Consider the following 26,860-nt stretch of genomic DNA (forward strand, 5'->3'; position numbering starts at 1 on the left):
GATAACGAATTGACGGGAAGCACAAGCTTGAGCTGGTATCAGACGCTGAATGAAGTTTTGGATTTGCGATCCTTTTCGAACCTGTGGTTCTGGATCGCATTGGCCGTAATGTGGTCCAGCGCCAGTCATTGGGTTCTGGGCGTGCCTTTTGACATGGTGATCCGCGCGGCGCGCAATGGCGAACAGGCGCAAATCGATCTGGAAGATATGGCGCGGATCAATATCAACAGACAGCTCTATATCGCGGATGTGTCGGGGCTTTGGATTTTGGGTTTCGCCTGTTTCCTGCTGACATCAATGATGATTCTGGGCTTTTCCTATGATTTGCAGATCGCCCAGGCGCTGTTTTGTCTGGCCTTTCCGATGGCGATTGTCCGGATACTCGCACTAAGAACCGCCCGGTGTATCCACGCCGAAGAAGCCACCGGTGCACTGTTGCGCAAACGATTGAGCCGACAACGACTCTGGACCCAGGTGATTGGAATGATATCCATTTTCATCACCTCGATGTGGGGGATCTATTCCTCTTTGTCGGACCGGTTCAACGAAGACCATTTCAAACCTCTGGGATACAACATCTTCCATGACGCAGAGCAGCCAGATCATCACGGCGGGGGGCGCACCTGAAGGCTTTGACGCCAAGCTGATCCTAGACGAGATCGGCAAAAGCGGCGGCCCGGTGATCCATATTGCCCGTGATGACAAACGCATGGCGGCGATGGAATCTGCGCTCAGATTCTTCGCCCCTGACATGCCGATCCTCAGCTTTCCGGGCTGGGATTGCCTAGCCTATGATCGGGTCAGCCCGCATGCCGACATCTCGGCGGCACGGATGGCGACGCTGGCCGGGCTGGTTCATGGTGCCCCCAAGCAATTTGTATTGCTGACAACCGTCTCGGCGGCGATGCAGCGGATACCGGCGCGCGAGGTGTTGCGCGAAGCGGCCTTTACCGCCCGCGTCGGATACCAGATCGACGAAAAGGCGCTGCGCAATTTCTTGGTACGGATGGGGTTTTCCCAAGCCCCGACGGTGATGGAACCGGGCGATTACGCCATTCGCGGCGGCATCATCGACATTTTCCCCCCCGGCGACGGTGGGCCGGTGAGGTTGGACCTTTTCGGCGACGTACTGGACGGTGCGCGCCGGTTCGATCCGGTCAGTCAGCGCACCACTGAAAAGCTGGACGTGATTGAATTGGCCCCGGTTTCCGAAGTCATTCTGGACGACCCCGCAATCTTGCGATTTCGTCAGAATTACCGGCTGGAATTTGGCGCGGCAGGCACAGACGATCCACTTTACGAAGCGGTCAGTGCCGGGCGTAAACACCAAGGTATCGAACATTGGCTGCCGTTTTTCCATGACAAGCTGGAAGTCCTGTTCGATTACCTGCCCAACGCCAGTGTGACGCTTGACGATCAGGTGACGCCAACGCGGCTCAGCCGATTTGAAATGATCGAAGATCAATATGAAACCCGGCGCATCGCGATGGGACAAAAGGGACGGATGGACACGGTTTACAAACCGGTGCCGCCCGCCCGGTTGTACCTGAACGATGCAGATTGGGAAGCCGCCATCGCGGATCGGCGGGTGGTGCAATTCCATCCGCTGGCACAGGCCTCTGGCCCCGGGGTGATCGATGCGGGCGGCCGTATCGGGCGCAATTTCGCCCCCGAACGGCAACAGGAAAACATAAACCTATTCAGCTCACTAGCAGATCATATTCGTGCAAAAATGGAAAGTGGACCGGTCCTAGTCGCCTCCTATTCCGAAGGCGCGCGTGAACGTCTCGAAGGACTACTGGAAGACGAAGACCTGATCGGCGCGGTTTCGGTGCGTGACGTCAAGGGGATCGGCAAGCACGGGCTGCATCTGACCGTATGGCCGCTGGAACATGGGTTTCACGCCCCCGGTCTGACGGTGATTTCGGAACAGGATGTGCTGGGTGACCGTTTAATCGGCAAACCGCAGCGCAAACGCCGGGCGGAAAACTTCCTGACCGAAACGCAATCGCTGTCGCCCGGCGATCTGGTGGTGCATCTCGATCATGGTATTGGCCGCTACAAGGGCTTGGAAGTCATCACTGCCGCGGGGGCCGCGCATGAGTGCATCGTGCTGGAATACGCGGAACAGGCCAAGCTGTACCTGCCGGTCGAAAATATCGAGCTGCTTACCAAATACGGTCATGACGAAGCGCTTCTCGACCGTTTGGGCGGCGGCGCTTGGCAAGCCAAGAAAGCCAAGCTCAAGGAACGCATCCGTGAAATGGCAGACCGGCTGATCCGGGTCGCCGCCGAACGCGAATTGCGCACCGCCCCGATGCTGGAGGCGCAGCATCACGCCTGGGAAGCCTTCAGCGCCCGTTTCCCGTATCAGGAAACCGACGATCAGCTTCGGGCAATCGAAGACGTTCTCGATGACATGACCTCGGGGCGCCCGATGGACCGGCTGATCTGCGGCGATGTCGGTTTTGGCAAAACCGAAGTGGCGATGCGCGCCGCTTTCGTCGCGGCGATGTCGGGGGTGCAAGTGGCCGTGATCGCACCGACGACGCTGCTGGCGCGCCAGCATTACAAAAGTTTTTCCGAACGGTTTCGCGGATTTCCAATCGAAGTCAGACCCTTGTCACGCTTTGTTACAACCAAGGATGCCAACCTGACCCGTGATGCCATGACCCGTGGCACCGCCGATATCGTGGTCGGAACCCATGCTTTGCTGGCCAAGAATATCCGGTTTAAAAATCTTGGACTGCTGATCATCGACGAAGAACAACATTTCGGCGTCACGCATAAAGAACGGCTCAAGCAGATGCGCACGGACATCCATGTGCTGACCCTGACCGCCACGCCGATTCCGCGCACTCTGCAACTGTCGTTGTCGGGGGTGCGCGACCTGTCGATCATCGGCACACCGCCAGTGGATCGTCTGGCAATCCGCACCTATGTCAGCGAATTCGACGCCGTTACCATCCGCGAAGCGCTGCTGCGCGAACATTATCGTGGCGGGCAAAGCTTTTACGTGGTGCCGCGGATTCGCGATCTGGGTGAAATCGAGGAGTTTCTGCGCGATCAGGTGCCCGAAGTCAGCTTCATCACCGCGCATGGTCAGTTGGCCGCAGGTGATCTCGATGAGAGAATGAATGCCTTTTATGATGGCAGATACGATGTATTGCTGGCGACCACGATTGTTGAAAGCGGGCTGGATATCCCGACCGCCAATACGATGGTGGTCCATCGCGCCGACATGTTCGGGTTGGCGCAGCTCTATCAGATCCGTGGCCGGGTCGGGCGCAGCAAAACCCGCGCCTATGCCTATTTGACGACGAAACCCCGCACCCGATTGACGCCGACGGCGGAAAAGCGGCTGCGGGTGCTGGGCAGTCTCGATTCGCTTGGCGCTGGATTCACCCTGGCCAGTCAGGATCTTGATATCCGTGGGGCGGGCAACCTGTTGGGTGAAGAACAATCCGGCCAGATGCGGGATGTCGGCTATGAACTTTACCAATCGATGCTGGAAGAGGCGATCGCCAAGATCAAGGCAGGAGAGCTTGAAGGTCTGAGCGCATCGGACGATCAATGGGCGCCGCAGATCAATCTGGGCGTGCCGGTTCTGATCCCGGAAACCTATGTGCCCGATCTCGATGTGCGTCTAGGATTGTATCGACGTCTCAGTGGCTTGTCCGGCAAGGTTGAACTGGAAGGCTTCGCCGCGGAACTAATCGACCGCTTTGGTAAACTGCCGAAAGAGGTCAATACACTGATGCTGATCGTGCGCATCAAGGAGATGTGCAAAAAAGCCGGAATTGCCAAACTGGACGGTGGGCCAAAGGGGGCCACGATCCAGTTCCACAATGATAAATTCGCCTCGCCGCAGGGGTTGGTTGAATACATTCAGGCGCAAGACGGGCTTGCCAAGGTCAAGGACAACAAGATCGTCATTCGCCGCGACTGGAAGGCCGATAGCGACAAGATCAAAGGGGCGTTTGGCATCGCTCGCGATCTGGCCGCGAAAGTCATCGAGGCAAAGAAACGCAAAGCCAAATGACGCGGCAAGGCAGGATTTCAGCCCTAAAGCCTTCGCGTTTTACTGTTTGAGCAGTCCAGATAAAGCCTTTTTAGACCTGAAAGTTCCAACGTTGAGTGCAGCGTGCGCTTTAAACTTTTGTCGCCAGAAAATCTTGGATCTTGGGCGCGATCCAGTCCCATAGAACTGGTGCGCCATGGGCGATTTTTGCCCCGACACGGGCCGAAATCGTTTCAAAATCAACGTCATAATCGATCCACGAGCCACCGCCAGACGCCAAGTTCTGGTTCGGCGGCTGGAACCGGTCCAGCGCCTTGGCGAAACGCGCATCCGCCGTTTCGTTTGCTTCGAATTCCAGCCAAAGCGCCAGCAATTCTTCGGCTTGGCCTTCAGGCAGAAGTCCGAAAATCCGTCGCGCCGCCGCCACTTCTTCGGCTTCCTTCACCGCCGCGTCGTAATCGCCGAAAATAGGTGCGTCGCCAGCATCGATTTCGACCAGATCATGGATCAGCAACATCCGGATCACCCGCGCGATATCGACCCCGGTATCGGCGTGTTCGGCCAGGACAAGCGCATAAAGCGCCAGATGCCAGCTATGTTCGGCGCTGTTTTCAAACCGGCTGCCGCCGGCAATCCGGGTAGCGCGGTAAATCGATTTCAACGCATCCGCTTCGTTGAGAAAGGCAATACGCCGGGATAGATCCGAACCGGTCAGTGCGGCATTATCCATCAACACCTGAACCTGCAGGTGCATATCGGACCAATCCCGGTGCAAATGCCGCGCCCGGCCGGTCGCCAGATTGCCCCGTACCACCGCAATCTGATCAATGGGTGGCGTTTCAGGCGATACCGCCTGAATGATCGGTTGAACATGATCCATATGCTTGGCCAGGCGGGCCGCATCGGTGTCACAGGTTTCAAATTCGTCCCACAGCGCGCGCAGTTGCTGCGCCTGATCGCAAGGCAAAAGGCCGAAAAGACGCTCTGCGGCGCGACGTTCAGCCCGGGCAATGGCATCGGGGTCGTGGTCTTCATGGATGGGATGATCACCAGCATCGATTTCGACCAGATCGTGCAGAAGGATCATCGCGATTGCCCGATCCCGCAGCACAGGATCAAAGCCCGGCGGCAGCATCACCAGCGCATACAGCGCCGCGTGCCAACTGTGTTCGGCGGAATTTTCCGGCCGCGACAGATCTTGCAGGCGATTTTGCCGGTCGATCTGTTTCAGCCGACATGCTTCGGTCAGAAAGCCAAGCTGCGCATCGAGCCGCGGATTCATTCCGACGTGTTCTTGGCTTGTGCCAAAGCACGCGCTAGGCGGGTTTCGAGGAATTTTCGCGCCCTCTTTTCCGCCAGACGCACGCGCACGGCTGTCATGAATGCCTCTTGTGTGGTTTGCGATGAGGCCCCCAACTGCTTGGCGACCTGATCGATCAGATCGACATCGTCCAGCGCCTCGACCGCGTCAATCACATCCTTGGCCAGTGCATCGGCAAGATCCTCGGCTACGCTCATCGTGACCTCAACGGGTGTTTTCGGTCAAACGGCGTTTCACATAATCGGAAACGGTGCCGATCATCTGATCCATATGTTCGGGCTTTTCAAAGAAATGACCCGCACCATCCACCTGTTCATGGGTGATGGTGATGCCCTTTTGTTCGTGCAGTTTGTTCACCAGAGACACCGTATCGGCAGGCGGCGCGACGCGGTCGGCGCTGCCATTGATGATCAGACCCGAACTGGGGCAGGGGGCGAGGAAGGAAAAGTCGTACATATTCGCAGGCGGTGCCACCGAGATGAAACCGGTGATTTCTGGACGCCGCATCAAAAGCTGCATGCCGATCCAGGCGCCAAAGCTGAATCCGGCGACCCAGCAATGTTTCGAATTGGAATTCATCGATTGCAGATAATCCAGCGCCGAAGCCGCATCGCTGAGTTCGCCGATGCCCTGATCATATTCGCCCTGGCTGCGCCCGACGCCGCGGAAATTGAACCGCAATACGGTGAAGCCCATATTATAAAAGGCATAATGCAGATTATAGACCACCTTGTTATTCATCGTTCCGCCAAATTGCGGATGCGGGTGCAGAACGATGGCGATCGGCGCATCGCGGTCTTTTTGCGGGTGATAGCGACCTTCAAGACGGCCTTCGGGACCGGGAAAAATAACCTCGGGCATGGGATGCCTGTCTCCTTCAAACAGTGCGGCGGTTATTCTTGACGAATTCGCTCAAGCACTCTAGAATTGTTCTAAATTGTCGGCTATTACGCCGGATGGCTGCAAGCGGGATAAGCCTTGCGGGCGGTATCGTCAATCAGTTCGCAAAGGAAGCGCACGGTGAAACTCAGTACCAAGGGCCGTTATGCCATGGTTGCGCTGGCAGATATCGCATTGCAAGAGGGCGGTGCGCTGGTAACGCTGGGCGACATTTCCAAACGACAGGACATTTCGCTGCCCTATCTGGAACAGTTGTTCGTCAAGTTGAGGCGGGCTGGACTGGTCGAATCGGTGCGTGGTCCCGGGGGCGGATACCGGTTGGCCCGTGCGCCCAGCGATATCCGTGTGGTCGAAGTGTTGGCGGCGGTCGATGAATCGGTAGACGCGATGCACAAAGGGGCTGGCGCCAGCGGCGCGGCGTCAGGATCGAAGGCGCAATCGGTGACCAACCGGCTGTGGCAAAGCCTGTCGGCCCATGTCTATGTCTTCCTGCATCAAGCCCGGCTGTCCGATGTGGTGGAAAACAGCTTGGCCCCTTGCCCGGCAGTACCGCATCTGTTCGACGTGGTGGATGAGGAATGACAGCGCCTTTGGCATATCGGTACGCCTGCTGCGGGCAGGATCAGGGGGCGCTGCCCCCATCGTCCAATGGGCGGAGTATTTCTGCCAAGATGAAACGGGGATTGTGATGGGCCGGGTCTATCTGGATCATAACGCCACCACGCCACTGCACCCAGAGGCACGCGATGCGATGATTGCGGCGATGGATGTCTACGGCAATCCGTCTTCAGTGCATGCCGAAGGACGGGCGTCAAAAGCGTTGATCGAGACGGCGCGTTCAAAGGTTGCGGCGGCGCTTGGCGCGGATGGGGCCGATGTGATCTTTGTGTCCAGTGCGACCGAAGGGGCGGCGTTGTTCTGTTCGGGGCGGCATTTGAGCGGGGCCTTGGTCGAACATGACGCCGTTGGGGCCTGGATCAATGCGGATTTACCGGTTGATAAAACCGGGCGGGTACACGTTGACGATCCCGGATCGTCGGTGCTGCAATTGGCCAATTCCGAAACCGGCATCGTGCAGGATATACCCGAAGGGTTGGCGCTGAGCGACATGACACAAGCCTTTGGCAAGCTGCCGCTAAGCTTCAACTGGACCGGGGTCACCGCGGCATTGGTATCGGCGCATAAATTGGGTGGCCCCAAGGGGATAGGCGCGCTGGTGATCCGGCGCGGCACCGATATCGGGGCGCAGTTGCGGGGTGGCGGGCAGGAAATGGGCCGCCGTGCGGGCACCGAGAACGTGATCGGCATTGCCGGGTTTGGTGCTGCGGCCGAAGCGGCGGCGCGTGATCTGGCCGCCGGTGCCTGGGCGCGGATCGAAGCTTTGCGAGACAAGATGGAAGCGGCAATCGCGGCTCAAGCCCCGGAGACCGTTTTTACCGGTCAGTCGGTACAGCGGTTACCCAATACCAGTTGTTTTGCCACGCCCGGTTGGAAAGGCGAAACGCAGGTAATGCAGATGGATTTGTCGGGCTTTGCCATCAGCGCCGGATCGGCCTGTTCCAGCGGCAAGGTCCGCGCCAGCAAGGTGCTGACCGCGATGGGGTATGGCGATGATGTGGCGACCGGTGCGATCCGGGTGTCGCTGGGTCTGGAAACAACAGAAGATGACGTGATGCGCTTTGCCGAAAACTGGCTGGCGAAACAAAAGAAATTCACCGCCCGCGCTGCGTGAGGCGAGACGCGAACAGGAGTTGAAACGATGACAGTTTTGGAAAACCCGCCGGGCGGAGATCAGGTGAAAGAAGGCGTCGATCAGGAAACGGTCGATGCGGTGCGTGAAGTCGGTGGCAAATACAAATACGGTTGGGAAACCGAGATCGAAATGGAATACGCGCCCAAGGGCGTGAATGCCGATATCGTGCGGTTGATTTCGAACAAGAACGACGAACCGTCCTGGATGACAGATTGGCGGCTGCAGGCGTTGGAACGCTGGCAAAAAATGGAAGAACCCAAATGGGCGATGGTCAAGTACCCGGAAATCGATTTTCAGGATCAGTATTATTATGCCCGTCCGAAATCGATGGAGGAAAAACCGAAATCGCTGGACGAGGTCGATCCGAAACTGTTGGCGACCTATGAAAAGCTGGGAATCCCGCTAAAGGAACAGATGATCCTGGCCGGGATCGAAGGGGCCGAAGATGCGCCCGCAGAGGGCCGTAAGGTTGCAGTCGACGCGGTATTCGACTCCGTGTCCGTGGGCACGACGTTCCAAGCCGAGTTGAAAAAAGCCGGGGTTATTTTCTGTTCGATTTCCGAAGCAATCCGCGAACATCCCGAACTGGTGAAGAAATACCTCGGGTCGGTGGTGCCGCAATCGGACAATTTCTATGCGACGCTGAATAGCGCGGTGTTTTCGGACGGGTCGTTCGTCTATGTGCCGCCCGGGGTTCGCTGCCCGATGGAATTGTCGACCTATTTCCGCATCAACGCGGAAAATACCGGTCAATTCGAACGCACGCTGATCATCGCCGACAAAGGGTCTTATGTCAGCTATCTGGAAGGCTGTACCGCGCCACAGCGCGATGTGGCACAGCTGCATGCAGCCGTGGTGGAAATCATCATCGAAGAAGATGCCGAGGTAAAATATTCGACGGTGCAAAATTGGTATCCGGGCGATGAAAACGGCAAGGGCGGCATTTACAACTTCGTCACCAAACGCGCCGATTGCCGTGGCGACCGGGCCAAGGTGATGTGGACACAGGTTGAAACCGGGTCGGCGGTGACGTGGAAATACCCGTCCTGCATTCTGCGCGGTGACGACAGTCAGGGTGAATTCTATTCGATCGCCATCGCCAATAATTACCAGCAGGCCGATACCGGCACCAAGATGGTGCATCTGGGCAAGAATACCAAGTCGCGCATCGTGTCCAAGGGCATCAGCGCGGGCCATGCCCAAAACACTTATCGCGGACTGGTATCGATGCATCCCAAGGCGAAAAATGCGCGTAATTATACCCAATGCGACAGCTTGCTGATCGGTGACAAATGCGGTGCCCACACGGTTCCTTACATCGAGGTGCGCAACAATTCGGCCCGAGTCGAACACGAAGCGACCACCTCCAAGGTGGATGACGACCAGCTGTTTTATTGTCGCCAGCGCGGCATGGACGAAGAAGAAGCGGTCGCGCTTGTGGTCAATGGGTTCTGTAGGGACGTGTTGCAGGCGCTGCCGATGGAATTCGCCATGGAAGCGCAGCAACTGGTCGCGATTTCGCTGGAGGGATCGGTGGGCTGAGGCCCATCTTTCGGGGAACGCATGGCACATCTGGCGGCGAAATTGCTGACCTATCTGGCGGAGGGGCTTGCCCCTGTCCGGCCGGTCCGCATTGCCGATGTCGGCGCCAACCCCATCGAGGCGCCGCCCTACGGGGCTCTGGCCGCGGCCGGACTGGCCGAAGTATGGGGATTTGAACCCAATGACGCCGCCCGCGCAAAGCTGGAAGCGTCAAAGCCCGATTGGCTACATGTGCTGGGTCAGGCGGTCGGGCGGCCGGGCAGGGCGGTTTTCAACGCCTATCCTGCTTCGGAAATGTCGTCGATATTCAAACTGTCGCGGCAAAGCATCGGCTATCTGGGTCATTTTCGCCGTCATCTGGGCACTGAAACCGAAGTGCCGGTCGATCTTGTGGGGCTGGACCAGCTGGACGATATGCCGCCATTGGATCTGCTGAAAGTCGATGCGCAGGGGGCCGAAGTGCAGGTGCTGCAATCTGGACGGGGCAAGCTGTCAAAAGCCGTCGCGGTGATCGCCGAAATGCGGTTTTATCGCCTCTATGACGGCGAACCGGATTTGCACGAACTCGATGCAGAACTGCGCCAACAGGGTTTTGTTTTGCATAAATTCATCCATCAGAAATCGCGGATGCTGCATAATTCACAAAGCGAACGGCTCAACCGTCGCGCCATCGGCAGTCAATTGATCGACGGCGATGCGGTTTATATTCGTTCGTTGGAGGATCGCATGCAATGGAGCGACGAACAGATCGCGCATCTTGCGTTTCTGGCAGCGGGTGTTTTCGAGAGTCATGACCTTGCTTTGCTATGTCTCGACGAATTGAGCGACCGTAACGCAGTCGCGCCGCTGGCGGCGGGCTATGTCAATCATTTGCCAAAGGAGCTGCGCGCATGAGCCTGGCCTTATTCAAATTCCTTGTCGTGAAATCTGCGGGTGTTGGCCTGGGCATCTTTATTGGTGCGCTGCTCGGGCTGAGCGTACGTAAATCCCGTGGCAACAAGGAAGGGTTGTTGGCCGGGTCGGTTGTCGCGACCTCTGCTGCGGCTGGACTTGCCGCGATGGCCGTTTTCATGCTGATCACCTATTTGGGGCTTTAATATCATGATCGTCACCACCACCAATTCCATCGATGGCCGTAAAATCACCGACTACAAAGGCATCGTCGTCGGCGAAGCCATCATGGGGGCCAATGTCGTGCGCGATATGTTCGCCGGGATCACCGACATCATTGGCGGCCGATCGGGTGCCTATGAAAGCAAATTGCAGGATGGCCGCGACACCGCCTTGCGGGAAATGGAACAGCGAGCTGCAGCACTTGGCGCCAATGCCATCGTGGGGGTAGATCTGGATTACGAAGTGGTCGGCCAATCGATGCTGATGGTTTCCGCCTCTGGCACCGCGGTGGTGGTGGCGTAAACGTGGATAAAACGCCCGATATCCCAAGCCGCCCCGAGCTGACCCTGCCCGAAGCAGAGGCGATTGCGTTGAGCAAGGCTTATGCGCAGGCGGATACCATTCTGGAATATGGCAGCGGCGGATCGACGGTTATCGCAGCGGAGCTGGGCAAAACCGTCTGGTCGGTGGAAAGCGATGCCGATTGGGCGCAGATGATGCGCGATTATTTCGCCGCCCACCCGCCGATGGGGGACGTGCATATCGTACATTCAGATATCGGTCCGACCAAGGAATGGGGTCATCCGGTCGATGACAGCGAATGGAAGAAATTCCCCCGCTACCCATTGCAGATCTGGGACAATCCGGGGTTTGAACATCCCGACGTCGTGTTGGTCGATGGCCGTTTCAGGGTTGGTTGCGCTTTGGCAACAGCGTTTCGCATCACCCGCCCGGTGACGCTTTATTTCGATGATTACAAACGCCGCGAAAGGTTCCACGTCGTCGAAGAATTCTTGGGCCAACCCGAAGACATGATCGGTCGGATGGCCCGTTTCGAAATCACACCCACCCCCGTGCCGCGCAAGAAGCTGCTCAAGGTGGTTCAACTCATGCTGCGGCCCTGATAGGGCGGACGAACAGGAAAAGGAACGACACCATGCTGGAAATCAAGAACCTGCAGGTCAAATTGGAAGATGAGGACAAGCAGATCCTCAAAGGTCTGGATCTGACCGTGGAGACCGGCAAGGTCCATGCGATCATGGGGCCGAACGGATCGGGAAAATCCACCCTGTCTTATGTTTTGTCAGGCAAGGGCGGCTATGAAGTCACCGGCGGTGAAGCATTGCTGGACGGTAAAGACATTTTGGAGATGGAACCCGAAGAACGCGCCGCCGAAGGCTTGTTCTTGGCGTTTCAGTACCCGGTGGAAATCCCCGGCGTCGGCAACATGACCTTCTTGCGCACCGCCGTGAACGCACAGCGCAAGGCGCGTGGTGAAGAAGAAATGTCGTCTACCGAGTTCCTGAAAGTGATCCGGGCCAAGGCCAAGACGCTGAAAATCGATGCCGACATGTTGAAGCGCCCGGTCAATGTCGGTTTTTCCGGTGGCGAGAAGAAGCGCAACGAAATCCTGCAAATGGCGATGCTGGAACCGAAAATGTGCATCTTGGACGAAACCGATTCCGGGCTTGACGTCGATGCGATGAAACTGGTTGCCGAAGGCGTCAACGCGTTGCGCAGCGAAGGCCGCTCGTTCCTGGTCATCACCCATTACCAGCGTCTGCTGGATCACATCAAACCCGATGTGGTGCATATCATGGCCGATGGCAAGATCGTCAAAACCGGTGGCCCCGAGTTGGCATTGGAAGTCGAACAGAACGGCTATGCCGACATCCTGGCGGAGGTGGCGTAATGGCGCTAACGCAAACCAAGCTGGACGCGACCGAGGCGCGGATTTCAGGGCTCAGCCTGCCCAAGGGGCCCGGCTGGTTGACCGAGGCGCGCGAGGCTGCGCTGGTGCGTCTGCGCGCGATGGGCCTGCCCGGACGGCGTGACGAATACTGGAAATACACCCGTCCCGACACGCTGGTGGCCCCCGAGGCGACCCCGGCGGCGCTGTTCGAAACCGAAGAAACCTGCGTCTTCGGCGAAGTCGACCGGTTGCAGATCGTTTTCGTCGATGGCGTCTTCGATGCCGTGGCCAGCGATGAGCTGACCGGCGAAGGCATCGAGATCACGCGCCTTGCCGATGTGAACGCCGATATCCACTGGGCGCAGGGCCTTTACGGCGCGCTGGAAATCAACGGCCAGAAACCGGTGGAACGCCCGCTGGCGGCGCTGAACTCCGCCTTTGCGACCGATGGCGTGCTGATCCGGGTAACCGGGAAGGTAACGAAACCGGTCAACCTGACCTATTTCCACCGGTCGGAAACCTCGGACGAAATCCTGCATCACGTGGTGAAGCTGGAAGAGGGCGCCGAAATGACCTTGTTGGAAAATGGCCCCGCTGCGGCGCGTTTGAACAAGGTGTTGGAAGTCGATGTCGCCGACAGGGCACGTTTTCACCATATCCGCACCCAAGGCCGCGACCACGAACGTCGTGCCGCGACCCATATCTTTGCCCGTCTGGGCCGCGAAAGCCTGTTCAAATCCTTCACCATGACCGCCAATGGCGTGATGACACGCAACGAATGCGTGATCGAATTGACCGGCGATGACGCAGTGGCGCATGTGGCCGGGGTCTGTATGGGCGACGGTGATTTTCACCATGATGACACCGTGTTCATCACCCATGACGCGGTGAATTGCGAAAGCCGTCAGGTGTTCAAGAAGGTGCTGCGCAATGGTGCGACCGGCGTGTTCCAAGGCAAGATTCTTGTCAAGGAAGGTGCGCAGAAAACCGACGGTTACCAGATCAGCCAATCGCTGCTGTTGGACGAAGACAGTCAGTTTCTGGCCAAGCCGGAGCTGGAAATCTATGCCGATGATGTCGCTTGTTCGCACGGATCGACCAGTGGTGCGATCGACGAAACCGCGCTGTTTTACCTGCGGTCCCGCGGTGTGCCCGAAAACGAGGCCACCGATCTTCTGGTGCTGGCCTTTCTGGTCGAAGCGGTCGAGGAAATCGAAAACGAAGGTCTGCGTGAAGAAATTGCCAGTCGGCTGCATGGCTGGCTGGAACGACGGCGCGGCTGATGTCGGTGACCCGCGATATCGTCGCAACCTATCAAGGCCCGGGCCGCGTCATGGCCCGGATGGTTGCGCGTGGCCAACGCGAGGACCGGGCGCTGATCATCCTGATGGTCGGGTGCTTTCTGGTGTTCATTGCGCAATGGCCGCGATTGGCGCGGCAGGCCTATGTGACGGGGCAGGAACTGGACATGCTGTTGGGCGGAACGCTCATGGCGTGGCTGTTCATCATGCCGCTGCTACTTTACCTGATGGCCTTTGTCGTCCATCTGGGGGCGCGAACGCTTGGCGGCAAGGGCAGCAGCTATGGGGCCCGGCTGTCCTTGTTTTGGGCGCTTTTGGCGTCTTCCCCGGTGTTGCTTTTGCATGGGCTGGTGGCCGGTTTCATCGGCGATGGACCGGTTATGGAAGGTGTCGGCCTTCTATGGCTCATGCTGTTTGCCTGGTTCTGGATCGCCGGACTGGTGCGTATTGAATGGGGAGAGCAGAGTGACCCTGCCTGATCTGAAACAACTGGCGCTGGAAACGCTGCGCAACCCGCGGAATGCGGCGCGGCAGATCCTCGACATGCGGCTGGACAGCACGATCCTGTGGACGGCCATGGCGTTGATCGTGGTGTTGAACGCGATCTTGAACGGGATGACCGTACCGTTATTGCCATTACCGGAAACAATGCCAACGATCTTTGCCTCGCCATGGCTGTTCGCGGTTATTCTGGGCGGCGGGATCGTGATCAGCACCTTTCTGCTGACCTGGGTCGGGCGGATGCTGGGAGGACGGGCAGATCTGGTCGATATCCTGGCGCTGATCGTGTGGTTACAGGCCCTGCGTCTGGTCATGCAGGCGTTTGTTTTCGCGCTCTTTTTCTTCTCAACGCTGCTCAGCGACCTGGTGGCGCTGGCTGCCGGGCTGTATGGCCTGTGGATCACCATCGCCTTTCTGGACGAAGCGCAAGGCTTTGGGTCCATTTTCAAGGCAATTCTGGTTCTGGTGCTCACGATGCTGGGTCTGGCCTTTGGCTTGTCTTTCTTTCTGCTCCTGATCGGGGCCTCATCCGCAGGATTGACCTGACCATGTATGACGTCGAAAAAATTCGTTCCGATTTCCCGATCCTGTCACGTCAAGTGAACGGCAAGCCGTTGACTTATCTTGACAACGGGGCTTCGGCGCAGAAACCGCAAGTGGTGATCGACGCGATCACACAAGCCTATTCACACGAATATGCCAACGTGCATCGCGGTCTGCATTTCCTGTCTAACCTTGCGACTGAAAAATACGAAGCTGTGCGCGGCATCATCGCGCGTTTTCTGGGCGCGCCGGATGAAGATGATATCATTCTGAATTCCGGCACCACCGAAGGCATCAACATGGTCGCCTATGGCTGGGCGATGCCCCGGATGCAGCCGGGCGATGAAATCATCCTGTCGGTGATGGAACATCACGCCAATATCGTGCCTTGGCATTTTTTGCGCGAACGGCAAGGCGTGGTGCTGAAATGGGTCGATGTGGACGCCGCCGGCGCTTTGGATCCGCAACAGGTGATCGACGCGATCACGCCTAGGACCAAGCTGATCGCGATCACCCAGTGTTCCAACGTTCTTGGCACCGTGGTCGACGTGAAAACCATTTGCGCCGCAGCGCATGACAAGGGCGTGCCCGTGTTGGTCGACGGATCGCAAGGCGCTGTTCATATGCCGGTGAACGTGACCGACATAGGATGTGATTTCTACGCCATCACCGGACACAAACTATACGGGCCATCCGGGTCCGGTGCGATCTATGTCGCCAAGGACCGGATGGCAGAAATGCGCCCCTTCATGGGCGGCGGCGACATGATCAAGGAAGTTTCGAAAGATGCGGTCGTCTATAACGATCCACCGATGAAATTCGAAGCCGGCACGCCGGGGATCGTGCAGATCATCGGTTTGGGCGTGGCGTTGGACTACATGATGACGCTGGGGATGGAAAACATCGCCGCGCACGAAGCCGAACTGGCCGCCTATGCCCGTGAAAGGCTGACCGGGATCAACTGGCTGACGGTACAGGGTATGGCCGCGCACAAAGCAGCGATCTTTTCTTTCACCATGCAGGGCGCGGCCCACGCGCATGACATTTCGACCATTCTTGACAAAAAGGGCGTGGCGGTACGCGCCGGGCATCATTGCGCCGGGCCGCTGATGGATCACTTGGGCGTGTCCGCCACCTGCCGGGCGTCGTTCGGACTCTATAATACCAAGGCCGAGGTCGACACATTGATCGAGGCGCTGGAATTGGCGCATGACCTCTTTGCCTGATCAATCCTTGGGCACGTAAATATTCTAATTGCGACATCCTGATGTCGCGAATGGTCTTTTCCAGTCTTAGTCGTTAGGGTCCCCCTAACGCAACAGACTGGGGAAGCCATATGACCGTATTGACCGAAGCCGATCAGATTTCCGATATCGCATTTGGGTTCATGGGGTCGAAGGCGTTGTTCGCCGCGCTTGGGGCAGGGGTGTTCACCCATCTTGACGATGGCCCGCTCAGCTGCGCCGAATTGGCCACGCTCTGTCCGCTGGATGAAATCCGTACCGAAATCCTGCTGACCGCGCTGGCTGGGCTTGGTCTGGTCGAAGGTGAAAACGGCAAGTTCAAGAACTCCCCGGCCGCCGAATCCTTCTTGGTCAAAGGGGCGAAATACGATTTCGGCGATTATTTGCGGCTTCAGGTCGGGCAGCAAATGTACGGACTTTTGGATCAGATCGACGACGCGTTGCAGGATAAACTGCCAGACGAAGCGACCGCGTCTTACGCCGAATGGTTTTCCGATCCCGAAGAGGCCAAGATTTATTCCGCCAGCCAACATTCCGGATCGCTTGGACCCGCGCGACAACTGGCGCGCAAGATCGACCTGAGCGATGCGCGCCACCTGCTCGATGTCGGCGGTGGCACCGGGGCCTTTGCCATTACGCTTTGCAAGGCTTTTCCCAACCTGACAGCCACCATTGTCGATTTCCCCAATGTCGCGATTCTGGGACGCGAATACGTGGCCAGGGCGGGGCTTTCAGATCGCATTTCCTATGTTGAAGGCAACGCGCTGGAAACAGAATGGCCCGGCGGACAGGATGTGGTCTTGATGTCCTATCTGTTTTCTGGCGTCCCCGGCGAAGCCCATGATGGGCTACTTGGACGGGCACGGGATCAGTTGAAACCGGGTGGGCGGTTCCTGCTGCATGATTTCGTGGTCCGCGAAGACCGCACAGGGCCAAAATTGGCAGCGCTTTGGCAGTTGCAACACACCGCCTTCACTCCGCGCGCCCGTTCACTGGACGAAGGATGGTTGCGCACATCCTTGGACAAGGCCGGTTTCGAAGATATTTCTGTCGATGTGATGATCCCCGAGATGACCATGCTGGCAAGCGCGGTGAAACCTGCCTGATCGGCTTTGCGACCGGCCCGGTTCGGGTCGGTCGGCCACGGTAAAACCCGCCATGATCGCATCCTTGTTTCAATTTGGTGCATTCACTGCGAGGGCAAACCCTTGGCGCATGGATTCATCTGCATTTTACGATTGCGGTACCAGCGGCTTTCGCCTATATCGCCATTCCACAGGCACCCATAGCTCAGCTGGATAGAGCGCTGCCCTCCGAAGGCAGAGGCCATAGGTTCGAATCCTATTGGGTGCACCAAACTTTCCCGACGATCACATCGAATTTATGACTACAGAGATCCCTTTTTGAAGATGAATCCGCTGCGATAACGGGGCCGCAGCAAATGCGATCACTGGCCGTAGCGCGTCACGAAGTTCCGCAGGATGATTTCCGGTTGTGTCACATTCGCGGCGCGGCACATGGCGACCAGCGTTTCGGCTTCGTCCGGATGGAAATAGCCCTTGTCTTTGTAAAGCCGGATTCGCAACTCGAACACTTCGCTATCGGCTTCGGGGTGAAATTGAGTGGCATAGACATTCGATTTGAAGCGCACCATTTGAAACGGGCAAGGGGTTGAGCGGAGCAGATGCACACCGCCGACGGGTAATTCCTGCAATGCTTCCTTGTGACCGACAAATGCGCCAAAAAGCGGGGCTACCCCCTGCATCAACGGATCTGTTTTACCCGCGTCGGTTACAGTGCATTCCACCGCGCCGACCGGTTCGCCATACTGTTTCTTGCTGACCTCGGCCTTCAGATGATGCCCCAGGATACCGATCCCGTAACAGCAACCCAGAAACGGAATGTCGTCTTCGGTGATTCTTGGCATCAGTGACAATATCTGATCTTCGATCCGCGCTTCGGTCGGGTCTTTCGATTCAGCCGGATCGGAAACGCAACCAGGCCCACCTCCAACGATCACCCCGGCATAATCGGTAAGATCCAGATCAGGCAGATTTTCCTGATCCAGCCGAATGCGATGGGTTTGGTCTTCGTCCAAGCCCCCCTTGCGCAAGAATGCAGCGTATTCATCATCGGCAGCTTCGGTTTCTGGACGTAATTGTAGCAGCAAAAAAGGTTTGGGCATATGATATCGGTTCCTATGGCTGTCATTGGCCGAATATCGCGTTGCGGAAAGGGGATCAATCAAACAGCGAACAAGCGCAACAAATCCGAACGAAGATGAATGTCTTGCGCATCTTTGATCTGAATCAACAAATTTCACACCGGTTTACGTTCATGTGAACGTATTCTAACTTTATATAGCGAGGAGAGGATCAGCTATGCATTTTGACCTCATCGCAAGATCGGTCTTAGTTCTGCTTTTCGGGGTTTCGTCGGCTTGGGCGCAAGACGCGGTTGCACCGGACATACCCGCAAAAGGAAGCACGGCGGATCATTCCAAATTCGAAATTCTGAAAAAGGATTTCAAATCGGGACCTGAAGTGACAGCGGCCTGCCTGTCCTGTCATACCGAAGCCGACGATCAGGTGATGCATTCGATCCATTTCAAATGGGATTTCACCCAACCTGAAACCGGCCAGGTGCTTGGCAAATCACACGTGATCAATTCCTTCTGTGGGTCTGTTGCAGGCAATGAAGCGCGCTGCACCTCCTGCCACGCGGGCTATGGCTGGGAAGACATGTCGCAACCGCCGCCGCAACAATCGACGGCGGTTGATTGTCTGGTCTGTCATGACCGGTCCGGGCAGTATGCAAAATCTTCCACCGGGGCAGGGCATCCACCGCTTGACCCGGTACCGGAAGGTACCAAGACCATCACCGGTGCAACGGCTTGGCCGGTAGACTTGGCCAAATCGGCGCAATCGGTGGGTATGCCGGGGCGGGACAATTGCGGTAACTGCCATTTTTATGGCGGTGGCGGCGATAACGTGAAGCACGGCGATCTGTCCTCGGTTCTCTACAATCCGCCGAAATCGGTTGATGTACACATGTCGCCCGACGGCGAAAATTTCACCTGTTCTACCTGCCATGTCAGCGATCAGCACCAATGGGACGGATCGCGCTATTCCGCACATGCTTCGGACCCGGTGGGCACCGGAAAACCGGGATCGGAACGGACCGTTTCAACCTGTCAAAGCTGCCACGGCACCGAACCGCATCCGGCCAATATCAAAGGGATCAAGCTCAATGATCATACTGACAAGCTGGCCTGTCAGACCTGCCACATTCCCGAATTCGCCCGTGGTGGGGTGGCAACCAAAACGTTTTGGGACTGGTCGACAGCCGGTCGGTTAAGCCCTGAAGGCAAGCCGATCGCAGAACATAACTTCACCCAATCCGACGGACAGGAATTGCACACCTACTTGTCGATCAAAGGCGATTTCAAATGGGAAGAAGACGTGGAACCCTACTATGCTTGGTTCGATGGTCAGGTGGAATACACCACCCAGGACCGCGAAATCGATCCTAGCAAGACAGTCGCGGTGAACCCGATCAAGGGCGATCCCGATGATGGTGTGTCACGGATTTGGCCGTTCAAACGGATGGATGGTCGACAGGCCTATGATTCCGAATTGAACCGGCTGGTCTATACTCATGTCTGGGGACCGACCACTGACACTGCTTTCTGGACCAATTTCGACTGGGCCAAATCGATTGATGCAGGGATGAAAGCCGTCGGCGCGGAGTATTCCGGCAAGTTCGATTTTGTCGATACCTATATGTATTGGCCCACAACCCACATGGTCGCACCTGCTGCCGATGCGGTGGAATGTGAAGAATGCCACGCCAAGGATGGTCGCATGGTCGGGCTGGCCGGGGTGTTCCTGCCCGGCACAGGGGCCAATGGCATTGTTGGTTTGTTGGGGCGCCTGATGGTTCTGGCAGCCTTGGCCGGGGTATTGTTCCATGCTGCGCTCCGGGTGATTTCGGGCAAACGAAAAGGAGGGCAGGATCATGACTAATCGCTGCGTCAAGGTTTACCCGAGGTTCGAACGGTTCTGGCATTGGGCCCAGATGGTGTTGATCATGGTGTTACTGTTCACTGGGCTTGGGTTGAACGGGCTTCATTCCGTGATCCCGTTCGGGCCGGCGGTGATGCTGCACACGATGACCGCGCTGGCGTTGCTGGCTTTGTGGGTTTTTGGGGCGTTCTGGTCATTCACCACGGGCACATGGCGGCAATTCATTCCCACCACCAAAGGAATGATCCCGGTGGCACGCTTCTATGCTTACGGAGTCTTCAAGGGCGAAGAACATCCCTATCAGAAGATATTCTGGCGCAAACACAACCCGTTACAGGCGGCTACCTATTTCGCGCTGAAATGGTTCATCTTTCCGGCGATTTGGGTGACTGGTCTGGCCTATCTCAGCTACAATTTCTGGGGCAACGGGTCGGATGGTGCCCGGGCTTTGTGGGTGATTTCAAACCTGCACCTGCTGACGGCCTATGTGATCGCCGCTTTCATCATCGTGCATGTCTATCTGCTGACCGTTGGTCATGGGTTCCGCCAGCATGTGAAGCCGATGATCACGGGATATGACGATATCGATCTGACCCCAGAACAAGAAGCCTATCTTGAAAAGAACGAACCGGGGCGGCTTAAGCCGGAATGTTGATCGGCCCCAGAATGGCGCTTGTGTGAAACGAAAAAAACCGTCCGGACCGGACGGTTTTTTTAATGATCGGGGATGATTTTATTCTGTTAGCTTACGCACCCCAGTGCCGAACCGGCCCGCAATCCATATGGACAAAGTTCGACCGCGAATAGCGCCCGACGCCGCCAGCTTCGCAGGCCAATGCGGCGCGCGCCATCTGACTGACGGACCGCGATCCCAACCGCAGATCGGCGGCCTGACCCTGCATATGCAACGAATTCTTGGCAACACCGCGCGACCGCGATCGCAGCATGGCGTTGGTTTGTGGGCTACGATAGCCTGACAACAACATAAATGGTTCGGAGACATCCAACAGATTGTGCGAAGCGGCCATGATATCGATGGTACGCGAGTCAATCTTCTTGACGCCATTGGTGCGCCAGTCACGCATGAAATGCGAAACTTCCTTCAGCGCGTCGGCGATATAGTCGCCTTCGATCCAGTAGATCATATCAAGCTTTTCACCGGTGCGGCCCGAATACATCTTGATCCGGCGAATGTCGCCGGAGCCTCGAAGGAAGCCCGCAGCCTTGGAAAAGGTCGGTGCGGCCGTGAGTGTGGTTGCTGCAAAAGCACCAAGCAGCCCACGCCGCGTGAAGCCCAAAGAGCTGTGTTTCGTCATAATAGCGCCCGTCCTGTCGCTTACCTGTTGCCCGCGATGTTACGCGAGGCCTGCCATCTCATCCCCAGATGCAGGCGTTTTATGACATACAAGAAACGTTCCACCAACCGCCCATTTGCCACTTTTTTCCAAGTTCAAGGGGATTCGGCGGTTTTCTGCTTAATAGTGCGCCATTGTGACGGGAAAGCCGAAAATCGTGACGGGAAAGTCGAAAATCCGGTGCATGGCTGCACCAACCCCATAGCTTAGACAGCGATATTACTATTTGTGAATGGACAGAAACTTCAAAATTGGCGAGACAGAAGAACAGTTTATGAAACACAGTGTAATTTCAAAAGGAACGCGCCAATGCTACAAATGACACGTTCTGGGCTTGCCCGCATCGCAGCGGTCGTCGTGACGGCCTGCGCGATCTCGACTATTTCTCCTGCACCGGCCTCAGCCCAAGCCCAGATGACCGGTTTCCGCCAAGCGGTCGCCGAATACGCGTCGGACGACCGTCAACTGGCCAAGTTTTACCGCGAATCGAATTTCGGTGCGGTCTGGACCGGCGAGGGCGCGGACTTCCTGCAACGGCGCAAAGCTCTGATTACAGAACTCAGCCGCGTGGCAACTCATGGATTGCCGCAAAATCGCTATGATGCTGCCGGATTGATCGAACAGATGCGGACGGCCAAGACGCCGCGCGATCTGGGCATGCTGGATGTGGCGCTGTCCAAGGCTTATCTGAGCTACGCCCACGACGTTCAGTCGGGCATCGTGATCCCGTCCAGCGTCGACAAGGGCATCGTGCGCGAAGTGAATTATCACGACCGTGCCGAACTGATGTCAGACCTGATCAATGGCGATGCGGCCGAGGTCATGCGCGCGCTAGCACCGCATTCCCCTGAATACGCCCGTCTTCGCAAAGAAATGATGCGGCTGCACGATCTGATCGCGCTTGGGGGCTGGGGCGCCACGGTTCCGGGCAAGAAGCTGGAACCCGGTGATCAGGGCGCATCGGTGATCAAACTGCGCGATCGCCTGATCGCAATGGGCTATCTCAACCGCAGCGCCACGATGAGCTATGACAAAACCATCGAAGCTGCGGTTCAGCAGTTCCAATCCGATCACGGCCTGACCCCCGATGGCGTGGCAGGCACCGGCACCTTGACGGAAATCAATGTGCCGGCAGAAGACCGCTTGAAATCGGTTCTCGTTGCGATGGAGCGCGAACGCTGGATGAACATGGAACTGGGCGAACGCCACGTTCTTGTCAATCTCACCGATTTTACCGCCAAAATCATTGATGATGGCAAGGTGACCTTCGAAACCAGATCCGTTATCGGGATGAAACAGCTCGACCGTCGCAGCCCGGAATTTTCCGATGTGATGGAACATATGATCATCAATCCGACCTGGAACGTGCCCCGGTCGATCGCGGTCAAAGAATATCTTCCGCAGCTACAGAAGAACCCAAATGCCGCCAGTCATCTGCGGCTGACCGATGTACGCGGTCGTCTGGTTGATCGCGGAGCCGTGGATTTCACCCAATTCAATACCCGAAACTTTCCCTTCGACATGAAACAACCCCCGTCCAGTCGCAACGCGCTGGGATTGGTTAAGTTCATGTTCCCCAATCCGCAGAACGTCTATTTGCACGACACTCCGGCCAAAAGCCTGTTCGGACGTGAAAGCCGCGCCTATAGCCATGGGTGCATCCGTCTTCAGCAACCGTTCGATTTCGCCTATGCGCTGCTGGCGCGACAGACCGACGACCCGAAAGGGCAGTTTCAAAGCATTCTAAAAACCGGTCGCGAAACCAAGGTGGATCTGGAACTGCAGATCCCGGTCCATATCATCTATCGCACCGCGACGATCCCGGCCAAAGGCAAGGCAATTTACCGCCGTGACGTTTATGGCCGCGACGCGCTGATCTGGTCGGAACTGGAACAGGCAGGGGTGGTCTTGGGCGCGGTTCGCGGCTAAGTCTGTCCCCGGATGAAACGCCGGGGACAATTGCATGAGCCACAGCATCAAGGAAATCGCGGCCGCCTTGGGGGCCGAGGCGTTCGGCGATATTGATTTACGGGTGTCCGGCGTTGCCGAACCTGCACTGGCGCAAGACTGCGATCTGGCGCTGGCGATGAAACCCGATTTTGCCGCCGGTTTGCCCGATGGTCAGGCCCGTGCGGCGATGCTTTGGCCCGGAGCGGATTGGCAATCCTTGGGATTGAAGGCTGCGATCGTCGCGACGCGTCCGCGCTTTGCCATGGCAGGGCTCTCTGCGATGATGGACCCGGGGCAGGGTTATGCCTCCGGCATTCATCCATCAGCCGTGATCGACCCCTCTGCACAGTTGGGCAAAGATGTATCTGTCGGGCCGCTCGCGGTGATTTCCGCCGGAACCCGGATTGGTGCCGGATCGGTGATCGGACCGCAGTGTTTCATTGGAACGGATGCGGTTCTGGGCCAAGAGTGTTTTCTGCGTGAGGGCGTAAAAATCGGTGCCCGGGTCAAAATCGGCGACCGGTTCATCGCACAACCCGGCGCAACAGTTGGTGGCGATGGATTTTCCTTTGTGACGCCCGAAGAATCGACCATTGAACGGGTCCGTGACAGCCTTGGTGATCAAGGCGATCTGGCCGCACAAAGCTATGCCCGCATTCATTCCCTTGGCAGTGTCAGCATCGGCAACGATGTCGAACTTGGTGCCAACAGCTGCATCGACCGCGGTACAGTCCGCGATACGCAGATTGGCAACGGGGTCAAATTCGATAATCTGGCCCAGATCGGTCATAACGTGGTCATTGGTGACGATTGTCTGATCTGTGCGCAGGTCGGCGTCGCGGGATCGTCACGTATTGGTCGTAATGTCGTCTTGGGCGGACAGACGGGGGTTAGCGACAACCTGTTCATCGGCGATCACGTGATCACCGGTGGGGCGACCAAAGTGCTGGCAAATGTGCCTGCCGGACGGGTCATGCTGGGTTATCCGGCAATGAAGATGCAGACCCATATCGAGGTCTATAAAGGATTGCGCCGCCTGCCGCGCCTATTCCGCGATGTCGCGGCATTGCAGAAAGCTGTTTCCAAGTCGACCAAGACCGACTAAATCAGCCTCAATCACGAGGAGAAGACCGGGATCATGAGCATCAAGGACAAGGTGATCGGCATCATCGCCGAACAGGCGGTGCTAGAACCATCGGACGTAACGATGGACAGCACATTAGAAGATCTGGGCATCGACAGCCTGGGGCTAGTGGAAAGCATCTTCGCCATCGAAGAAGCCTTCGATATTACGGTGCCGTTCAATGCCAACGAACCCGAGCAGAGCGATTTCGATATCTCCTCGGTGTCAGCAATCATCGCCGGGATCGAAAAATTGGTGACCGAGCAAGACGCATGAACCGAGTAGTGATAACTGGCGCGGGGACGATCAACGCGCTTGGCCATACGGTTCCGGCCACGCTGGACGCCATGAAAGAAGGCCACTGCGGCATCAGCGACTTGGAATTCCGCGATGTGGACCGATTGGCGATCAAGATCGGCGGCCAGGTCAAGGGGTTCGAAGCGGAAGGTCGTTTCAACCGCCAGCAAATGACGCTTTATGACCGCTTCACCCAATTCACCTTGGTCGCAGCAGAAGAAGCCATGGCGCAGGCCGGGTTGGAATTCGTTGGCGAACTGGCCGCCAAGGCTGGTGTCGTGCTGGGTACCGCAGGTGGTGGCGTGTCGACCTGGGATGACAATTACCGCGCCGTATACGAAGAAGGGAAGAACCGGGTTCATCCTTTCGTCGTGCCCAAGCTGATGAACAACGCCGCAGCCAGCCACCTGAGCATGAAATATAACCTGAAAGGCCCGACCTTTACCGTGTCGACGGCTTGTGCGTCTTCGAACCACGCGATGTCGCAGGCGTTCCAGATCGTGCGATCCGGCATGTCCAAGGCGATGGTCACCGGTGGATCGGAATCGATGCTGTGTTTTGGCGGCGTGAAAGCATGGGAAGGTCTGCGGGTGATGTCAAAAGACGCCTGCCGTCCATTCAGCGCCAACCGCAACGGCATGGTTCAGGGCGAAGGTGCAGCCATATTTGTCTTCGAAGAATATGAACATGCCAAGGCGCGCGGGGCCGATATCTTGTGCGAAGTGGTGGGCTTTGCCATGACTTCAGACGCTTCAGATATTGTGATGCCGTCGAAACAGGGGGCCGCGCGGGCCATGTCTGGCGCGTTGCAGGATGCCGGGATCAATGCCGGTCAGGTCGGATATATCAACGCCCACGGAACCGGCACGGCGGCAAATGACAAAACCGAATGTGCGGCGGTTGCCGATGTGTTCGGCCCCCATGCCGACAAGCTGATGATATCGTCGACCAAGGCGATGCATGGCCATTTGATCGGCGCCACGGGGGCTGTCGAATTGTTGGCCTGTATCATGGCACTGCGTGAAGGGGTGGTCGCACCGACCATCGGGTACCAAGAATTCGACCCCGAATGCGCCTTGGACGTGGTGCCGAACGACGCACGCGAAGCGAAAATCGATTTCGCACTGTCTAACGCGTTTGCTTTTGGCGGCTTGAACGCGGTCTTGGCCTTGAAAAAGGTCTGATAGCGCCCCCCGTATCCCAATCGCATTGAAATCCGGTCAGAAACGCAAAAGGCCGCCCCAAGGGGCGGCCTTTGTTGTATTGGGTCGCGCCGATTACTGCGCTTCGACCTCGGTCACCATATCATACCCGGCGGTAAAGCCCTTCAAAGACATATCGACCAAAACACGTTGATCGGGGGCGACGAAGGGCACGATCGAAAGCGTCGCTTTGGCACCTCGTTTGAATTCTGCAATATCTTCGGCGCGAAATCCGATCCGGGCGTAGCAACCCAGCCGATCACAGACGGAAAACGGATATCTTTTTCCCGGATTACTATCCACTGCGATGGTCAGTTGAGCCGTCAGCAAGGTTTCCAGCGGCACCGCGATCATCGCGCCAGCTTCGGCTTCGCCACCATTCTTCAACCGGAACATCCGCACGGTCGCGATCGGGGTGCCGTCTTCACCGTTCAGTTCCTGCATCAATTGGCAGGGTTCTTCATCGGTGCCGGTCCGAAGGCATTCCAGGTTCCAATCGCCAGAGGCTTCTCGAATATAGGGTTCAACCGCCACCTCTTCGCCCAGGCTCAAACCCGGATCGGCGCTTTCGGCAGGGGTGTCGGTCGCAGCATCTGCGGCGGGTGTTTCAGTGCTGTCTTGCGCATATGCCGCCCCGGCAAGGCTCAGCGCGGCCAGAACGGAAACAATATTCAGAAATTTGGGCATGTTACCCCCATCAATTGCTCGGTTTTCATTGCCATGGCTCTACCATGCCAACGGCGGGCTGTCAGGCCGGAAAACACCCGCAAATGGGTTGTGGTGGCGAATTCCTGCCAAGCTCAGCAAACATGGGGTGAAATAATAAAAAGGGGCCACAAACGGACCCCTTTTCATTATTTTTTTCTCCCCGTCGGACTGGCCGACTTAGTCATTAATGGAACGCTAGGGCGTTTACCGCGTTCCGTCAACAGGGTTTGCGCCGGGACGCTTAAAAAATGAACGCCGCCCCGAGATC

The 26,860-nt window shown here is 57.2% G+C and carries 27 protein-coding genes and 1 tRNA gene; 22 read left to right on the forward strand and 6 right to left on the reverse strand.

What is annotated here, in order from left to right:
• Positions 1–27: 27 nt before the first annotated feature.
• Positions 28–627: a component of SufBCD complex gene (locus TG4357_RS01470; protein ID WP_074646791.1), complete on the forward strand. Its 600-nt coding sequence runs from the start codon at positions 28–30 to the stop codon at positions 625–627.
• A complete protein-coding gene (gene mfd, locus TG4357_RS01475) occupies positions 584–4,042 on the forward strand; it encodes a transcription-repair coupling factor (RefSeq protein ID WP_058261089.1) in 3,459 nt (1,152 codons plus the stop codon). The genes TG4357_RS01470 and mfd overlap by 44 nt, the downstream gene beginning before the upstream one ends.
• Before the next feature lie 109 nt (positions 4,043–4,151).
• Here the strand turns inward: mfd and TG4357_RS01480 are convergent, their stop codons facing one another.
• The 3 genes from TG4357_RS01480 to TG4357_RS01490 are packed head-to-tail and all read right to left on the reverse strand — an operon-like array spanning position 4,152 to position 6,203.
• A complete protein-coding gene (locus tag TG4357_RS01480; RefSeq protein WP_058261090.1) occupies positions 4,152–5,303 on the reverse strand; it encodes an HD domain-containing protein in 1,152 nt (383 codons plus the stop codon).
• Complete coding sequence (locus TG4357_RS01485; RefSeq protein ID WP_058261091.1) at positions 5,300–5,539, reverse strand: hypothetical protein; 240 nt, start codon at positions 5,537–5,539, stop codon at positions 5,300–5,302. Before TG4357_RS01485 ends, TG4357_RS01480 begins: the two co-directional genes overlap by 4 nt.
• Positions 5,540–5,546: 7 nt before the next feature.
• Positions 5,547–6,203, reverse strand: a complete 657-nt coding sequence (locus tag TG4357_RS01490; protein ID WP_058261092.1) for an alpha/beta hydrolase — start codon at positions 6,201–6,203, stop codon at positions 5,547–5,549.
• 159 nt (positions 6,204–6,362) lie between these two features.
• On the opposite strand from TG4357_RS01490, the gene iscR reads away from it, so the two are divergent.
• The 14 genes from iscR (at position 6,363) to TG4357_RS01560 (ending at position 17,288) form a co-directional block, all read left to right on the forward strand.
• Positions 6,363–6,824, forward strand: a complete 462-nt coding sequence (gene iscR, locus TG4357_RS01495) for a Fe-S cluster assembly transcriptional regulator IscR (protein ID WP_058261093.1) — start codon at positions 6,363–6,365, stop codon at positions 6,822–6,824.
• Between the two features lie 106 nt (positions 6,825–6,930).
• Positions 6,931–7,974 carry a cysteine desulfurase family protein gene (locus tag TG4357_RS01500; protein ID WP_058261094.1) on the forward strand — a complete coding sequence of 348 codons (1,044 nt, stop codon included), beginning with the start codon at positions 6,931–6,933 and terminating at the stop codon, positions 7,972–7,974.
• Positions 7,975–8,001: 27 nt separating this feature from the next.
• Complete coding sequence (gene sufB / locus TG4357_RS01505; RefSeq protein WP_058261095.1) at positions 8,002–9,537, forward strand: Fe-S cluster assembly protein SufB; 1,536 nt, start codon at positions 8,002–8,004, stop codon at positions 9,535–9,537.
• Between the two features lie 21 nt (positions 9,538–9,558).
• Complete coding sequence (locus tag TG4357_RS01510) at positions 9,559–10,431, forward strand: FkbM family methyltransferase (RefSeq protein WP_058261096.1); 873 nt, start codon at positions 9,559–9,561, stop codon at positions 10,429–10,431.
• Positions 10,428–10,634 carry a hypothetical protein gene (locus TG4357_RS01515; RefSeq protein WP_058261097.1) on the forward strand — a complete coding sequence of 69 codons (207 nt, stop codon included), beginning with the start codon at positions 10,428–10,430 and terminating at the stop codon, positions 10,632–10,634. The genes TG4357_RS01510 and TG4357_RS01515 overlap by 4 nt, the downstream gene beginning before the upstream one ends.
• Positions 10,635–10,638: 4 nt before the next feature.
• Positions 10,639–10,953 carry a heavy metal-binding domain-containing protein gene (locus TG4357_RS01520; protein ID WP_058261098.1) on the forward strand — a complete coding sequence of 105 codons (315 nt, stop codon included), beginning with the start codon at positions 10,639–10,641 and terminating at the stop codon, positions 10,951–10,953.
• Between the two features lie 2 nt (positions 10,954–10,955).
• Positions 10,956–11,555, forward strand: a complete 600-nt coding sequence (locus TG4357_RS01525; protein WP_058261099.1) for a class I SAM-dependent methyltransferase — start codon at positions 10,956–10,958, stop codon at positions 11,553–11,555.
• Positions 11,556–11,587: 32 nt separating this feature from the next.
• On the forward strand, positions 11,588–12,343 hold the full coding sequence (gene sufC, locus TG4357_RS01530; RefSeq protein ID WP_058261100.1) for a Fe-S cluster assembly ATPase SufC: 756 nt from the start codon (positions 11,588–11,590) through the stop codon (positions 12,341–12,343).
• The gene (sufD, locus tag TG4357_RS01535; RefSeq protein ID WP_058261101.1) at positions 12,343–13,626 is read left to right on the forward strand and encodes a Fe-S cluster assembly protein SufD; all 1,284 of its coding nucleotides are present in this window, start codon (positions 12,343–12,345) and stop codon (positions 13,624–13,626) included. Before sufC ends, sufD begins: the two co-directional genes overlap by 1 nt.
• Positions 13,626–14,123, forward strand: a complete 498-nt coding sequence (locus TG4357_RS01540; protein WP_058261102.1) for a hypothetical protein — start codon at positions 13,626–13,628, stop codon at positions 14,121–14,123. The genes sufD and TG4357_RS01540 overlap by 1 nt, the downstream gene beginning before the upstream one ends.
• Entirely contained in the window at positions 14,110–14,691 is a 582-nt protein-coding gene (locus TG4357_RS01545) for a Yip1 family protein (RefSeq protein ID WP_058261103.1), read from the forward strand. The genes TG4357_RS01540 and TG4357_RS01545 overlap by 14 nt, the downstream gene beginning before the upstream one ends.
• A gap of 2 nt (positions 14,692–14,693) precedes the next feature.
• A complete protein-coding gene (locus tag TG4357_RS01550; protein ID WP_058261104.1) occupies positions 14,694–15,914 on the forward strand; it encodes a cysteine desulfurase in 1,221 nt (406 codons plus the stop codon).
• Positions 15,915–16,024: 110 nt separating this feature from the next.
• On the forward strand, positions 16,025–17,038 hold the full coding sequence (locus TG4357_RS01555; protein ID WP_058261105.1) for a class I SAM-dependent methyltransferase: 1,014 nt from the start codon (positions 16,025–16,027) through the stop codon (positions 17,036–17,038).
• A gap of 173 nt (positions 17,039–17,211) precedes the next feature.
• Positions 17,212–17,288: transfer RNA gene (locus TG4357_RS01560), tRNA-Arg, on the forward strand.
• Between the two features lie 91 nt (positions 17,289–17,379).
• Here the strand turns inward: TG4357_RS01560 and TG4357_RS01565 are convergent.
• A complete protein-coding gene (locus TG4357_RS01565; RefSeq protein WP_058261106.1) occupies positions 17,380–18,117 on the reverse strand; it encodes a glutamine amidotransferase in 738 nt (245 codons plus the stop codon).
• Between the two features lie 196 nt (positions 18,118–18,313).
• Between TG4357_RS01565 and TG4357_RS01570 the strand changes: the two genes are divergently transcribed.
• Complete coding sequence (locus tag TG4357_RS01570; RefSeq protein ID WP_058261107.1) at positions 18,314–19,957, forward strand: tetrathionate reductase family octaheme c-type cytochrome; 1,644 nt, start codon at positions 18,314–18,316, stop codon at positions 19,955–19,957.
• Positions 19,950–20,612 carry a cytochrome b/b6 domain-containing protein gene (locus TG4357_RS01575; RefSeq protein WP_058261108.1) on the forward strand — a complete coding sequence of 221 codons (663 nt, stop codon included), beginning with the start codon at positions 19,950–19,952 and terminating at the stop codon, positions 20,610–20,612. The genes TG4357_RS01570 and TG4357_RS01575 overlap by 8 nt, the downstream gene beginning before the upstream one ends.
• Positions 20,613–20,703: 91 nt before the next feature.
• Here TG4357_RS01575 and mepK read toward each other — a convergent pair whose 3' ends face one another.
• Positions 20,704–21,273, reverse strand: a complete 570-nt coding sequence (gene mepK, locus TG4357_RS01580) for a peptidoglycan L,D-endopeptidase MepK (RefSeq protein ID WP_058261109.1) — start codon at positions 21,271–21,273, stop codon at positions 20,704–20,706.
• A 348-nt stretch (positions 21,274–21,621) separates the two neighbouring features.
• Here mepK and TG4357_RS01585 point away from each other — a divergent pair, with 348 nt between their 5' ends.
• Genes TG4357_RS01585 through TG4357_RS01600 form a run of 4 tightly spaced genes read left to right on the forward strand, consistent with a single transcriptional unit; the run spans position 21,622 to position 25,866 of the window.
• Positions 21,622–23,241, forward strand: coding sequence for a L,D-transpeptidase family protein (locus TG4357_RS01585; protein WP_058261110.1), 1,620 nt, complete (start codon positions 21,622–21,624; stop codon positions 23,239–23,241).
• A 34-nt stretch (positions 23,242–23,275) separates the two neighbouring features.
• Complete coding sequence (gene lpxD / locus TG4357_RS01590) at positions 23,276–24,367, forward strand: UDP-3-O-(3-hydroxymyristoyl)glucosamine N-acyltransferase (RefSeq protein WP_058261111.1); 1,092 nt, start codon at positions 23,276–23,278, stop codon at positions 24,365–24,367.
• Between the two features lie 33 nt (positions 24,368–24,400).
• The gene (locus tag TG4357_RS01595) at positions 24,401–24,661 is read left to right on the forward strand and encodes an acyl carrier protein (RefSeq protein WP_058261112.1); all 261 of its coding nucleotides are present in this window, start codon (positions 24,401–24,403) and stop codon (positions 24,659–24,661) included.
• The gene (locus TG4357_RS01600) at positions 24,658–25,866 is read left to right on the forward strand and encodes a beta-ketoacyl-[acyl-carrier-protein] synthase family protein (protein ID WP_058261113.1); all 1,209 of its coding nucleotides are present in this window, start codon (positions 24,658–24,660) and stop codon (positions 25,864–25,866) included. The genes TG4357_RS01595 and TG4357_RS01600 overlap by 4 nt, the downstream gene beginning before the upstream one ends.
• Before the next feature lie 93 nt (positions 25,867–25,959).
• Here the strand turns inward: TG4357_RS01600 and TG4357_RS01605 are convergent, their stop codons facing one another.
• Positions 25,960–26,571: an invasion associated locus B family protein gene (locus TG4357_RS01605; RefSeq protein WP_058261114.1), complete on the reverse strand. Its 612-nt coding sequence runs from the start codon at positions 26,569–26,571 to the stop codon at positions 25,960–25,962.
• Positions 26,572–26,860: the final 289 nt, after the last annotated feature.

It is taken from the genome of Thalassovita gelatinovora (genome assembly GCF_001458355.1).
GTDB classification, from domain to species: Bacteria; Pseudomonadota; Alphaproteobacteria; order Rhodobacterales; family Rhodobacteraceae; genus Thalassobius; species Thalassobius gelatinovorus.

What these genes read in the sequence shown, in the direction of transcription:
- TG4357_RS01600 (WP_058261113.1), top strand. Translation starts at nt 24,658, where the DNA reads ATGAACCGAGTAGTGATAACTGGCGCGGGGACGATCAACGCGCTTGGC.
- TG4357_RS01605 (WP_058261114.1), bottom strand. Translation starts at nt 26,571, where the DNA reads ATGCCCAAATTTCTGAATATTGTTTCCGTTCTGGCCGCGCTGAGCCTT.
- sufC (WP_058261100.1), top strand. Translation starts at nt 11,588, where the DNA reads ATGCTGGAAATCAAGAACCTGCAGGTCAAATTGGAAGATGAGGACAAG.
- TG4357_RS01555 (WP_058261105.1), top strand. Translation starts at nt 16,025, where the DNA reads ATGACCGTATTGACCGAAGCCGATCAGATTTCCGATATCGCATTTGGG.
- TG4357_RS01570 (WP_058261107.1), top strand. Translation starts at nt 18,314, where the DNA reads ATGCATTTTGACCTCATCGCAAGATCGGTCTTAGTTCTGCTTTTCGGG.
- TG4357_RS01540 (WP_058261102.1), top strand. Translation starts at nt 13,626, where the DNA reads ATGTCGGTGACCCGCGATATCGTCGCAACCTATCAAGGCCCGGGCCGC.
- TG4357_RS01585 (WP_058261110.1), top strand. Translation starts at nt 21,622, where the DNA reads ATGCTACAAATGACACGTTCTGGGCTTGCCCGCATCGCAGCGGTCGTC.
- TG4357_RS01480 (WP_058261090.1), bottom strand. Translation starts at nt 5,303, where the DNA reads ATGAATCCGCGGCTCGATGCGCAGCTTGGCTTTCTGACCGAAGCATGT.
- sufD (WP_058261101.1), top strand. Translation starts at nt 12,343, where the DNA reads ATGGCGCTAACGCAAACCAAGCTGGACGCGACCGAGGCGCGGATTTCA.
- TG4357_RS01575 (WP_058261108.1), top strand. Translation starts at nt 19,950, where the DNA reads ATGACTAATCGCTGCGTCAAGGTTTACCCGAGGTTCGAACGGTTCTGG.
- lpxD (WP_058261111.1), top strand. Translation starts at nt 23,276, where the DNA reads ATGAGCCACAGCATCAAGGAAATCGCGGCCGCCTTGGGGGCCGAGGCG.
- TG4357_RS01565 (WP_058261106.1), bottom strand. Translation starts at nt 18,117, where the DNA reads ATGCCCAAACCTTTTTTGCTGCTACAATTACGTCCAGAAACCGAAGCT.
- mfd (WP_058261089.1), top strand. Translation starts at nt 584, where the DNA reads ATGACGCAGAGCAGCCAGATCATCACGGCGGGGGGCGCACCTGAAGGC.
- TG4357_RS01515 (WP_058261097.1), top strand. Translation starts at nt 10,428, where the DNA reads ATGAGCCTGGCCTTATTCAAATTCCTTGTCGTGAAATCTGCGGGTGTT.
- sufB (WP_058261095.1), top strand. Translation starts at nt 8,002, where the DNA reads ATGACAGTTTTGGAAAACCCGCCGGGCGGAGATCAGGTGAAAGAAGGC.
- TG4357_RS01485 (WP_058261091.1), bottom strand. Translation starts at nt 5,539, where the DNA reads ATGAGCGTAGCCGAGGATCTTGCCGATGCACTGGCCAAGGATGTGATT.
- TG4357_RS01550 (WP_058261104.1), top strand. Translation starts at nt 14,694, where the DNA reads ATGTATGACGTCGAAAAAATTCGTTCCGATTTCCCGATCCTGTCACGT.
- TG4357_RS01595 (WP_058261112.1), top strand. Translation starts at nt 24,401, where the DNA reads ATGAGCATCAAGGACAAGGTGATCGGCATCATCGCCGAACAGGCGGTG.
- TG4357_RS01510 (WP_058261096.1), top strand. Translation starts at nt 9,559, where the DNA reads ATGGCACATCTGGCGGCGAAATTGCTGACCTATCTGGCGGAGGGGCTT.
- TG4357_RS01500 (WP_058261094.1), top strand. Translation starts at nt 6,931, where the DNA reads ATGGGCCGGGTCTATCTGGATCATAACGCCACCACGCCACTGCACCCA.
- mepK (WP_058261109.1), bottom strand. Translation starts at nt 21,273, where the DNA reads ATGACGAAACACAGCTCTTTGGGCTTCACGCGGCGTGGGCTGCTTGGT.
- TG4357_RS01520 (WP_058261098.1), top strand. Translation starts at nt 10,639, where the DNA reads ATGATCGTCACCACCACCAATTCCATCGATGGCCGTAAAATCACCGAC.
- TG4357_RS01490 (WP_058261092.1), bottom strand. Translation starts at nt 6,203, where the DNA reads ATGCCCGAGGTTATTTTTCCCGGTCCCGAAGGCCGTCTTGAAGGTCGC.